The organism is Lyngbya sp. CCY1209 (assembly GCF_055795065.1).
The window spans coordinates 1-11565 of record NZ_JAYFER010000658.1; the positions used below are offsets into that span (position 1 = coordinate 1).

Sequence of the window (11565 nt, forward strand, 5' to 3'; positions counted from 1 at the left end):
CCGACTTCGGCCGCGGAGCGGTTCAACATCGCCTGCTGGCGGTTCTTGACGGTCTGGTGATGGCGCATCATCAATGCTCTGGCTTGATCTTGGGTAGACATGGGTCGAGTCCTCCTGATGAGTTGAGTTGTTTTTTTTCCTTATGCTTATCACTATACTATAAAATTCTGTAGTCTATTTTACAAAACGCCTTTACTTTACAAAATTTAACATTCTTTCTTATAAAGTGGCGTGGGGATGGGCAAAAAAATGACCCCAAACCCGCTTCCGGGCTGGGGAAATGGCATCCAATTGTCGGGGTTCCGGGTCGGGAGGCGGGGGGGCACCGATCGCCGATAAGGGCTGAAACTCCCGCTACAGGGCAGGTCGGTAGACTTTGTAATTGATGTTGGGGAAGATATTATCCAAATATTCAACCTTTTCCAGCCAGCCCGAATCGATCTTCTCAACCTTAATGTCATCATAAAGTTTGTTGAAGCGCATCAGGTGCGATCGCGTCCGGCGCACGGCGTAGGGGACCATCGTCCCGGAGCTCATGATAAACGCCCAGTCAGAGGATTGGGCCAGAAGCAACTCCCGAGCCGCCTGGTTGAGGGCCCGCAACTCCAAATCGTCCGTCGCCTCCCGACAGGCCAGGGAGATCATCCGCTCCGCGGCCTTGTGCAGGTGGGGATAAATCCAGGAATTGCTGTGGTTGAGCCAATATTCGTGAAACCCCTTGTACCCCCAACTCGACTGAGCCGGACGGCACACCTGCTGGGTGGGGTAAGCCTGCAAGTAATCCGCCAAATGGCTCATAGCGTAAACGTCCTGGTCGAACCAGGTCTTGCGGAACAGGCAATCGAGGAACCAGGGTCCCTCATACCACCAGTGGCCGAACAGTTCGGCATCGTAGGGGGAAACGATGATGGGGGGGCGCTGCATGATGCCGTGCAGGTGTTCGACCTGCCGCTCCCGGTTGAACATGAAGTTCCCGGCGTGTTCGGCGGCTTTTTGTCGGGCCCAATAGGGGTCGTAGAGTTCCTTATCCCCGAGTCCCAATCCCCGGCCGGTAATTTTGTGGTACTTGATGCCCGTATTTTTCCGCTGGCCGTTGGGCATGATATAGGGTTTAATATATTCGTATTCGGCTTCCCAGCCCAAATCCTTGTAAAATTCTCGATATTCCGGGGAACCCGGATATCCCACCAGGGAAGACCAGACCTGCTGGGAGGACTCGTGGTCGCGGGCGAAGACGGCGACACCAGTTTCCGTGAAGATGGGGGCGTAGGTGCCGAAGCGGGGGCGGGGTTGAGCGTAGAGGACGCCGTGGCCGTCGGTGAGGAAGTAGCGCAGGCCGGCGTCGGCGACGTGGCGTTCCAGGCCGTTGTAGTAGGCGCATTCGGGGAGCCAGATGCCCCGGGGGGGGCGACCGAAGTTGTCTTCGTAGTGTTCGCAGGCGACTTGAATTTGGGCTTGTACCGCCTGGGGGTACATTTTCATCAGGGGCAGGTAGCCGTGGGTGGCGCCGCAGGTGATGATCTCCAGGTTGTTGGAATCTTGGAATTGTTTGAAGGCTGTGACCAAATCGCCGCCGTAGCGCTCCCAGAGGGTGCGGGCTTCCGCAAATTCTTCGACGTAGTGTTCGGCGAGGTAGACGAGGTGGCCGTTGTGTTGGTTGTGTTCGACTTCCCGGGCGACCAATTCCTGCAGTTTGGCGAGGTGTTTGTCGTAGCGCTCTTGGAGGAGGGGATCTCGCAGCATGGCGACCAGGGGGGGAGTCAAACTCATCGTCAGTTTGAACTCGACGCCGTCCCGCTTCAATCCCTCGAACATTTTGATCAGGGGGATGTAGGTTTCCGTGATGGCTTCAAAGAGCCACTCTTCCTCCAATACGTAGTCGCTTTCGGGGTGTCGGACAAAGGGGAGGTGGGCGTGGAGGACCAGGGCAAGATAGCCAATAGACATAGTAATTTAGAACGAATGAGGATTTATAGGGAGCTAGAGTCCGAACGGCTGCAGAATATTTTAAGATTTTAAATCGAAATGGGCTGATTCGGGCAAGGTTAATTTTATCGCAGGAAATGGGGATTAAAAAGGTTCGCCGTTTGAGTTTCGGGGCTGTTCCGGGGTGAGGCGGTGGGGGCGATCGCAATCAATGAGATCAAATCCTGACATCCACTCTCAATATCTGTGGCGGCGGGATGAGGGAGTCGGGAGTTGGGAGGCAACGGTTAAGGCAACGGTTAAGCTCCAGGAGAAACGCCCCCGGTGCGCCCCGCACCCCGAGATCAAAACGGGCCGTGCGAGCGGGATTAGATGGGGACCCAGACGGCGGAATCAATTTTTTTTTTGGATAAATTGTCGGACACCACCAGTGGCAAACAGGCCGTAAAAGTCGATCCCAAACCGAGCTGACTTTCGACGGTGACGGTCCCCCCCATCATCTCGCAAAACCGCTGGCTGATGGAGAGTCCCAGGCCGGTCCCTTCGTAGCGGCGGGTGGTGGAGTTGTCGGCCCGCTCGAAGGGTTCAAAAATTTTGGTCATCTGCTCCGGGGTCATGCCGATGCCCGTGTCGCCAACTTCAAAGGCGACCCAGCCGCGGGACTGGCCGGGGGCGATCGCCACCGAAGTGGCCGAGCCGTTGCTGCCGGCCCGGTGGGGCAGAGACTGAGAGTGGTGGCGCGCGCGGTAGCCGACGTTCAGGGTGACGACCCCGCGTTCGGTAAATTTAGCCGCGTTGCTCAACAGGTTGAGCAAGATCTGTTTGACCTTGGTGCGGTCGGCGTGCATCCCCTCCAAGTCGGGGTCGCAATTGACCCGCAGTTCGTTGTGATTTTTCTGCACCAACGGCTGCACCAGGGCCTCCACCTCCCGGACCAGGGTGGCGATATTGAAGTCTTCCAAACAGACGCTCATCATCCCCGACTCCAACTTGGAGATGTCCAAAATATCCTGGATGATGGCGAGCAGGTGCAGCCCCGAGGCGCGAATTTGGTCGAGGTCGGGGATGAAGTCGGCGTAGCCCAAATCCACCGCGTCCTCCCGCAGCAGGTCGCTGTAGCCGATGATGGCGTTGAGGGGGGTGCGGAGTTCGTGGCTCATGCTGGCGAGGAACTCGCTCTTGGCGTGGTTGGCCGTCTCCGCCGCCTCTTTGGCCCGCTGCAGTTCGATTTGGGCCAGCTTGCTTTCGGTGATATCGCGGACGATGGCAAGGACTTCATTTTCGCCGCTGACGACGATCCGGGCTTCAAAATGGTGGCGGCGATCGTTGAGAAACCACTCGTACTCGAACACCTGCACCTGATGGCTGCGGAGGGCGATGCTCACGTATTCCAGATACATCTGGGCCAGATGTTTGGGCAGCAGGTCGTAGATGCTGCGGTTGAGATACTGGCTCATCGACTGGATCAAATTGTCGCCCCGGGAGGCCCGGAAGTCCAGAAACACCCCGTCCCGGCTGAATCGAAACATCAGGTCTGGGATGGCGTTGAGGAGCGCCCGATTTTTAGCCTCGCTCTGTCGCAGGGCCTCGGCCCGGAACTCCAGACTTTTGATCAGTTGTTCCTTGCTGTCGATGAGATCCCGCAACTGCTTCGTCATCTTGTTGAAGGAGTCGGCCAGCACCTGGAGTTCGTCCTGAGATTGGATGTCGATCTGCAACTCCAGGTCTCCCGCGGCCAGTTCCCGGGTGGCGGCGGTCATCTGTTTGAGGGGTTCGGTGATCGAGCGGCTGATCACCAGGGCCAGGAGGGTGCCGGCCGTGGCGGCGGCCAAGGCGGCGATCAAGCCCCGATTTCGCACCGCCGCCATTTTCGCCTCCAGGGGTTGGGTCGAGAGTCCGACGCTGACGGCCCCCACCGGTTGGGAACCCAGGACGACCGCCTGACCAGCGATCAGGCGCTGTTGGTCGGACTTCCACTCGAAAACGGTGTCCCGACTTTGGAGCAACTGCAAGGCCCAGGGGTCGGGTTCCACCCCGTAGGCCAGCACGTCCCGCCGGTAGGCGTCGGCCAGAATCCGGCCGTCCTTGTCGTAGATATTGCCGGACACCAGAATTTTGGCGGTTCCGAGCTGCTCCATGAGTTCCTTGAGGAAGGAGACGTCCAAAAAATAGAGGGAGTCGGCGGATGTCACCGAGAGGGTTTCGAGTAAAATTTCCGCCTGCTGTTCGAGTTCCTGCTTAAAGGTTTGTTGCTGGCGACGCAGGGAGAGCCAAGTGACGCTGGCTACGACAATGATGACCAAGCCCGTCATGGCCAAGGTCAGTTTGGTCGCCAACGAAACTTGTCGGTTCCGGAACTTTCCCATCCAACTCACCTGTTCTGAACGCGGTCGTACAATTCTCGCATCCGATTCAGATCGGCTTCCGGGGGAAATGCGTCGAACTTCGCCGTTTTTTCAAAGGATTCGAGTACGGCCTGTCCTGCGGGCGTTTTGTCCATATCCATCAACACGGCCTTGATCCCCTCCACCAATTCGGGGTCCATGCCGGGGCGAACCAGGACAATATGGCGGGCGAGTTTTTCGGTTTCCGCCAAGATCTTCAGAGCCGAGCGACTTTCCTCCGGAATCGCCATGAAGGTGGGCAAATCGGCGGCACCGGCCTCAACATTTCCGCTGATCACCCACTGGATTGTATTTTCGTCGTCGTTGCTGAAAACGTATCCGATTTCGTCCGGGGCGACGTCATCGAGGGGGGAGGCTTTTTGGACGGGATTGAAGCCGGCGTCGATCAAGTAGTTGAGGGGCAAGAAGTAGCCGGAGGTGGAGACGTCTTCCTCGAAGGCGATCGTCCGGCCTTGCAAATCCTCGATGCTCTCGATGCCGCTGTCTTTTCGGATGAAGATGACGCCGAAATACTCGGCATTTCCCCCCTTCCAGCGGCGCAGGACCGGCTCGGCGCCCGAGGCGTCGCTCACCCGCATGGCGGGGTAGGGGCTGTCGAAGTAGATATCGACCTCCCCGCTTTTGAGCATCGCCGCGATCGCCTCCAGATTCGGGGCGACTTTGACTTCTCCCGCGCCGATGTCATATTCTCCCAGATTTTCGGCGAGGTAGTCGGCCATCGGCTGAAACTGCCGGATTTTCTGGGCTGCATTTTTGGAGACGTCGGCCAGAACGATGGGTTCTCCCGCCGGTTCGGAGGTGGCGGCGGGGGAAGCCTCGGCTTCCGGGGATGGGGGGGTGGCGGCGGGGGGGCTACAACCCACGACGGCTGTCACCAGACCTAATAATATTAGTTTTCCGCAAAAATTTGGCAACATCTGATTTAAACCTTGTAATGCTCAATTACACAGTCAATGGCAGATAAAACTTAACACAGTAGATCACCCCGTCTGGCTACCCATCCCCTCACGAAAGTCGGGCGGGATCGAGGAAATTGACCTCAACTCCCAGTTCTCAACCCTTCACGTTTCGGGTTCCCGAGTGCCCCATTCACCGCCACACTTTACGGGGAGCGGGTAGAGTTTGTATACATTTAGACTTGGACGAGATCTTAACAGACCCCCAGCCAACTTGTCTGCCTCGTCTCCCGGGAACGGCATCGAGATTAAGGATAGTTATTCGAGCGGATTGTTAAAGATTTTGTAAACTTCCGGGGGATTGCCCGGACGGGACTCAGGGATGCAGAATGGTGGAAAATGTTTCCGACACCCGAACCGACAGTGGCGGCGTTTAAAAAGGGTCTAAACTCGGGAATTCGGTGGAGTTATCGGGACTCATTTTTAGAGAAATCCCCGATTGAAATTGAGGGGAACACGTAGGTCAAACCGGACATCAAGGTGACGGCGACGGCGGCCCAAAAGGCGATCGCGGACGGTCGATCCCAGGCGGCTGGGAGGGGGGCGATCAACAGGGAAATGGCAGCCATTTGCAAGACGGTTTTCGCTTTTCCCCACAGGTTCGCCCCGGAAATTTGCGGTTGATTGACCCGCCACCCCGCGATCGCCAATTCCCGACCCACGATCAAAAAGACCCCCCAGGCCGGGATCTGTCCCAGCTCGATCAGGGCCAACAGGGGGGCCAGCACCAGCAATTTGTCTACCAGGGGGTCGAGAAATTTGCCCAAATCGCTGACTTGGTTCAGTCTTCGGGCCAGGTAGCCGTCCAGCCAGTCGGTGGCGGCGACGGCCAGGAAAATGCCCAGACAAATCCAGCGGATCTCGGGGGTGGGGTGGTGCAGCCCCCAGAGGATGAAGGGAATTCCCAGCAGGCGGGAAAAGGTGATCCAGGTCGGTAAATTCATGGTTGAATGGGAGAGGGGGTGGGATCTCGATCATAGCAAGATCTCGGTTGATCCCGCGATCGCTACTCCCGCCGCCAGATTTTCAAGGTGTTGTCGCTGCTGCCGCTCGCGAGAATCTTGCCGTCGGGACTGATGGCGATGGCGTTGACATCGCCGTGTCCGAAAAGGGTATCCACGACGGTTTCCCGGTCGAGATCCCAGATTTTGACGGTGCGATCGGCGCCGCCACTGGCCAGGAGGGGGGTGCGATCGCGATCGGGAGACGGGAAAAAGGCCACCGTCCTCACCCAATCCTGGTGGTCGGTCAGGGTTTGTCGGAGTTCCCGCCGTTCCAGATCCCAAATTTTGACGGTTTGATCGCTGCTGGCGGTGGCGAGAAGTCGCCCGTCGGCGCTGAAGGCGAGGGCGTTGACGTCCCGCCGGTGTCCGGCGAGTTGTCCCAGGTGCTCCCCGGTGTCGGGCCGCCACAGGTGGACGGAATTATCGCTGCTGGCGGTGGCGAGCAACCCCCCGTCCGGCGCGTAGGCCAGGCCGTTGATCCCCCGCAGGTGTTGCAGGCTGCGACGCAATTCCCGGGTTTCCCTGTCCCAAATGTGAACGGTCCCGTCGTCCCCGGCGGTGGCGATCGCATCTCCGGGGGGACTGAAGGCCGCGGACATCGACACCCGGCCGTCCCCGTGGGCCGCGATCGCCCCCAGTTCGTTTTGGGTCCCTAGGTCCCACAGGTGCACTTTCCCGTCCCCGCCGCCCCCGGCCAGGAGGCGACCGTCGGGGCTGAAGGCGACAGCCAATATCGGTTGGGAGGGGGTCAGGAACGAAGCCACCCATTCCCCCGTCTCGGCCCGCCAGAGTCGGACGGTGCGATCGAAACTCCCCCCCGCCAAAATCCGGCCGTCGGGGCCAAACGCCACGCAGGAGACGGAACTCCAATAGTCGCTGACGGTCTGGGGGCGCTTCCAACCCAAACCAGTCTGTCGGGGGGGCACGGTGGCGGGTTGGGCGATGACGTTGAGTCGGGGGCGGCGGGCGTCGAGATCCCGGAGCACCTCGGCGGCGGACTGGTAGCGGTGGTTAGTGGCCTCTTCGGTGAGGCGATCGAGAATTCGACCCAATTCGTCGCCGATGGCGTTGTCGGCCAAATAGTGCCGCCACACCCAACGATCTTCCCCGGTATCGAACAAATCGAAGGGGGACAACTGGGTGAGCAAATGCAGACAAGTCACCCCCAAACTGTAGAGATCGCTGGCGAAAGTCGCCTTCCCGCGCAACTGTTCCGGCGCCACATATTCCGGCGTCCCGATCAGGGTTCCGGTCCGCAATAAAGCGCTGCCGACCGCCTGTTTTGCCGCCCCGAAATCGACGACGACCAACTGTCCGTTGGGGCTGCGGATGAGATTCTCCGGTTTGATATCCCGGTGGATGATGTGGTGGGAGTGGATGAATTCCAAAACGGGGAGCAAATTGCCCAGCAAATAGCGGATTTGAGATTCGTTGAACCGGCCGCGAGCTTCCAAAATCTGCCGCAAATTTTTCCCTTCGATATACTCCTGAACCAAATATTGATTCTCTTCGATTTTGAAAGAGTCGAGCAGTTGGGCGATTTGAGGGTGCTTGCCCAGGTTTTCCAACCGGGCGGCTTCTTGTTCAAACAAATCCGCCGCCTTTTGCAAATGTTCGGGGTTTTGCGATCGCGGAGAAAACTGTTTGAGGACGCAGGGAGAGGCGGTGGGGTTGCGCTCGTCGGTCGCCAAGAAGGTGCGGCCGAATCCCCCCGCTCCCAAGCATTTGATAATCCGATATCGTCCGCCGACGATCTGTTCGTTTGTCAAGGCTGCCATTCCCTCCCAATATCAGTGAGAAGCCCTCGGTTTAGCGATCGCCGAATTTTTCGCGGTCGAAACGAGAATAATTCTTGAACCAACCCCGCTTCCAGAAAAAGTAAACCAAACTTCCGGCGATGAGAGCCATCACCCCCAAGGCGGCCGGATAGCCGTAGTACCACTCCAATTCCGGCATATTGAGCGGCGATGCCTCCGGGTCGAAGTTCATGCCGTAGACCCCGGCGATAAAGGTCAGGGGAATGAAAATCGAGGAGATGACCGTCAACAGTTTCATGACTTCATTCATGCGATTTCCCATCGAAGACAGGTAAATGCTGATTAGGTCGGAAGCTAATTCTCGGTAGGTTTCCAACATATCCCGGACGTTTACCGTGTTGTCGTAACAGTCGCGCAGGTAGACTCGCACTTTTTTCCCCACCAGCCGCGTCTTGTCCCGTATCAGGATATTTAAGGCTTCCCGCTGGGACCAGATCGCCCGCCGCAGGACTAGGAGTTCCCGCTTTATTTTATAAATACTTTCCATCGTCTTTTTGGAGGGTTGGAAGAGCACCTCATCTTCCAAATCTTCCAGGCGATCGCTGTAAATTTCAAGTAGGGGAAAAAATTCGTCGATGATGGCATCCAAGATCGCGTAGGCGAGATAGTCCGCCCCATTTTTGCGGATTGTCCCCTTGTTGAGTCGGATGCGATCGCGCACCGGTTCCAAACAATCGTATTGGGGTTCTTCCTGGACGGTGATCAGATAATTGTCCCCCAAAATGATGCTCACCTGTTCTTTGTGCAGTTTTTTGGATTTGGGGTTGAGCATCACCATCCAAGCCACGATCACCAGATGCTCGGGATTGTCGTAGTATACCACTTTCGGCCGCTGCGGGACGTTCACCACGTCTTCCAAGGCGATGGGGTGGAGGTTGAAAATCTGGGACATTTTACGCCAGGTTTCCAAGTTTCCCAACCCCTGGACGTCGAGCCAGGAGATGGAACCCGGATCGAGGTAGGTGGAACATTCTTCCGGACTGCCGAGGACTTTGCGGGTGGCGTTCGCCTCGTTGTACTCGATCAAAATCAGTTCCGGCGGCGGCGCGTCGGGCTCGAGATCGAGGGTTCCGGGGAGGCTTCCCGGTTCGTCAAAAAAGTAATCCAACTCGGATTCTTCTTCTTCCTCTTCTCGGGGGGGTTCCAGGTAGGGATGGGAGGAGGATTGGATGCTGTGAGCCATAAACTTGCGATCGCGTCAAATGCCGTTATTGCCATTGTATCGAAGATGGGAATCGCGATCGCGATCGCTCATCAAATGTAATGTGGTGTCCTCCGAGTTGCCTCGGGGCGACGGTTTTACCCTTTGTCGCCCATCTGGTAACGTCCGGCCCCCCGAATTTTAAATTCGAGGGAATCCCGGCCATCTGCTGAAACATTCCGGTCGCCGCGATCCGGCAAAATTTAACATTTTTAAAAACCGGATTTTTTCTCCCATATTTTCGGTAAATTTTACCCCAATTAAAAAGCCTAAAATTTATTGTTTTTATCCGAGTTTAGACCCGGGTCGTCGGCCGAGAAACACCGTCGCAGATGTTTTGGGCTTGGCGATCGGTGCGCCGTCGCCAATCGGGATTTGGTCTGATCAAAAAAATCTGGAATCGCCCGCGAATCCAGCTCTCAAAAAATAGCTACATTAATTTTGGGCGCGAGTCCTGCGCCCGGGAAAGCCGGCGGTATGGGAAATCTCCGTAAGTGGGGACGTGACGGATACCGACCCGGTTTAGAAAAGCCAAAAAAGCGATGGGAATCGAGGATTTTATGGCGTTTGTTTGAAATGTAGTCCCAGTTTTTGTTTCAGGGTTTCGCTGTAGTGGGCCAAGTGCCAGTTGATCGCTTGCTGAAGTTGGCTGGGTTCCAAATTCTCGGCGTCTGTCAAATCGGCATCTTGGAGATTCGCCCCTTCAAAAATCGCATAGCGGAAATTGGCGCGTCCTAACCGAACCCCGCTCAAGTTGGCGTTGGTGAGATCTGCGCCTTGGAGATTGATGTAGAACAACCCTTTGGTAAAATTCGCCGACATGGGAATGACCTCCCTAAAATTGGCTGGTTCGAGTCAAACTCGATGATACACCCTATATTATCCGTGATCTCACGGATGTCAACTGTGATATTTGTTGCTGCGGCGGGTGAATTTCGGTTGATCGCCGGGTGACGGCGGTTTGTGGCTATTGTGAGGAGCGGCGGCCCGAGGAGCGATCGCGATTGTTAATTTTTGTGGATCGATCCGGACTCGAATCCGACCCGAAGAAATAGATCGAGAGCGGCGATCGGTTGCCGAGATGCGGGTGATATACAGTCCGGTCAAATACCCGGAAGTGTCAGACCCCTCACTGCCTTTGAAGACGGCCCGACCCAAGGACTCGTCCATAGGGGTTCGGGGTTCAGATCCAGCCCGGTCGAGAACTTTTTTTCGGCATGAAACGGGCGAAAAGTTAGGTCTAAATGTCCGCGCCCATCGTGGCTTTTTGCCCCCAGGGTTCTCACCCCTCTGTAGGATTTAATTCGCCTCGAAAAGCTTGTGGCAGGGCGTTTAACAGTCACAATCGAACCGAGTCATTCGGGTTTAGCGATGTGGCGATCGCCCCGGAGATTGGCGTTTTATTTCTCCGAGTCTCCCACCGCAATTTTGACCCAAAGCGGACAGTTTAAAAACCGGATCGATCGAGAATATTAAGAACACTCGATCGCCTCAAAATTGAGTTATAACTTAAATTGAATGGCTAGGGAAAATTCTCCGATGAAAACAGTAGACGATCTGCTTCGAGTTGCAGTGGGTGAAATTGGCTACAGCGAATCTCCTCCAAGCAGCAATCAAAATAAATACGGTCACTGGTACGGCATGAATTATGTACCCTGGTGCGCGATTTTCATTTCCTACTGCTTCGATCGCGTCAGCCTGACGCTACCAATCCGCACCGCCAAAGGATTTGCCTACTGTCAGGACGGGGTGTACTGGTTCCAGAGGCAGGGGCGGTGGTTCTCCAAGCCGCAAGTCGGAGATATCGCCTTCTACTGCTGGCGGGGCGACGGCATCGCCGATCATGTCGGCATCGTGGAACGGATCGAGTCGAATGGAAGCGTGGTCAGCATCGAGGGAAATACAGCCGTCGGCAACGACTCCAACGGCGGACAGGTGATGCGCCGCCACCGGGAGCCCTGGTGTTTTCTGGGCTTCGGACGCCCCGCCTACCAACAGAAGCCCGCACCCCCGACCCAGCAAACCCCCTCTCAGACCCCGGAGAAGCCGAAATCCGATCGAGGGGAGCCTCCCGAATACCACCGCAACCTAGTCGATGCCCTCACGGGACGCGATCGCAAGGGCTAACATTCAGATCGGATATCGGGGAATGGAGGAGGTCTCGATTAGCTCAAAGCTGATATAGCAATGAGCGCTCGTGTGTTTACAGTTCGGTTCGTGGAACAGAACCCGAAACTTCCATGTGTCTTGGCGATT

Annotated in this window: 8 protein-coding genes and 1 pseudogene; 1 reads left to right on the top strand and 8 read right to left on the bottom strand. The window is 56.6% G+C overall.

The window, feature by feature from the left end; all coding sequences use genetic code 11:
- The 8 genes and pseudogenes from AC0QHF_RS27160 to AC0QHF_RS27195 form a co-directional block, all read right to left on the bottom strand.
- Positions 1-101 (bottom strand): annotated as a pseudogene (locus AC0QHF_RS27160) (glutamine synthetase inactivation factor IF7A); the annotation flags it as partial.
- 253 nt (positions 102-354) lie between these two features.
- Entirely contained in the window at positions 355-1947 is a 1593-nt protein-coding gene (locus AC0QHF_RS27165) for a glycoside hydrolase family 57 protein (RefSeq protein WP_324707409.1), read from the bottom strand.
- Between the two features lie 347 nt (positions 1948-2294).
- A complete protein-coding gene (locus AC0QHF_RS27170) occupies positions 2295-4292 on the bottom strand; it encodes a sensor histidine kinase (RefSeq protein ID WP_324707410.1) in 1998 nt (665 codons plus the stop codon).
- 5 nt (positions 4293-4297) lie between these two features.
- Positions 4298-5248: a phosphate/phosphite/phosphonate ABC transporter substrate-binding protein gene (locus AC0QHF_RS27175; protein ID WP_324707411.1), complete on the bottom strand. Its 951-nt coding sequence runs from the start codon at positions 5246-5248 to the stop codon at positions 4298-4300.
- A 446-nt stretch (positions 5249-5694) separates the two neighbouring features.
- A complete protein-coding gene (pgsA, locus tag AC0QHF_RS27180) occupies positions 5695-6231 on the bottom strand; it encodes a CDP-diacylglycerol--glycerol-3-phosphate 3-phosphatidyltransferase (protein WP_324707412.1) in 537 nt (178 codons plus the stop codon).
- A gap of 62 nt (positions 6232-6293) precedes the next feature.
- Positions 6294-8069, bottom strand: coding sequence for a serine/threonine-protein kinase (locus tag AC0QHF_RS27185; protein WP_324707413.1), 1776 nt, complete (start codon positions 8067-8069; stop codon positions 6294-6296).
- A 31-nt stretch (positions 8070-8100) separates the two neighbouring features.
- Positions 8101-9291, bottom strand: coding sequence for a magnesium/cobalt transporter CorA (gene corA / locus AC0QHF_RS27190; protein WP_324707414.1), 1191 nt, complete (start codon positions 9289-9291; stop codon positions 8101-8103).
- 576 nt (positions 9292-9867) lie between these two features.
- Positions 9868-10131, bottom strand: a complete 264-nt coding sequence (locus AC0QHF_RS27195; protein WP_324707415.1) for a pentapeptide repeat-containing protein — start codon at positions 10129-10131, stop codon at positions 9868-9870.
- A gap of 717 nt (positions 10132-10848) precedes the next feature.
- On the opposite strand from AC0QHF_RS27195, the gene AC0QHF_RS27200 reads away from it, so the two are divergent.
- Entirely contained in the window at positions 10849-11436 is a 588-nt protein-coding gene (locus AC0QHF_RS27200) for a CHAP domain-containing protein (RefSeq protein ID WP_324707416.1), read from the top strand.
- Positions 11437-11565: the final 129 nt, after the last annotated feature.

What these genes read in the sequence shown, in the direction of transcription:
- AC0QHF_RS27195 (WP_324707415.1), bottom strand. Translation starts at nt 10,131, where the DNA reads ATGTCGGCGAATTTTACCAAAGGGTTGTTCTACATCAATCTCCAAGGC.
- AC0QHF_RS27170 (WP_324707410.1), bottom strand. Translation starts at nt 4,292, where the DNA reads ATGGGAAAGTTCCGGAACCGACAAGTTTCGTTGGCGACCAAACTGACC.
- AC0QHF_RS27165 (WP_324707409.1), bottom strand. Translation starts at nt 1,947, where the DNA reads ATGTCTATTGGCTATCTTGCCCTGGTCCTCCACGCCCACCTCCCCTTT.
- AC0QHF_RS27185 (WP_324707413.1), bottom strand. Translation starts at nt 8,069, where the DNA reads ATGGCAGCCTTGACAAACGAACAGATCGTCGGCGGACGATATCGGATT.
- AC0QHF_RS27200 (WP_324707416.1), top strand. Translation starts at nt 10,849, where the DNA reads ATGAAAACAGTAGACGATCTGCTTCGAGTTGCAGTGGGTGAAATTGGC.
- corA (WP_324707414.1), bottom strand. Translation starts at nt 9,291, where the DNA reads ATGGCTCACAGCATCCAATCCTCCTCCCATCCCTACCTGGAACCCCCC.
- AC0QHF_RS27175 (WP_324707411.1), bottom strand. Translation starts at nt 5,248, where the DNA reads ATGTTGCCAAATTTTTGCGGAAAACTAATATTATTAGGTCTGGTGACA.
- pgsA (WP_324707412.1), bottom strand. Translation starts at nt 6,231, where the DNA reads ATGAATTTACCGACCTGGATCACCTTTTCCCGCCTGCTGGGAATTCCC.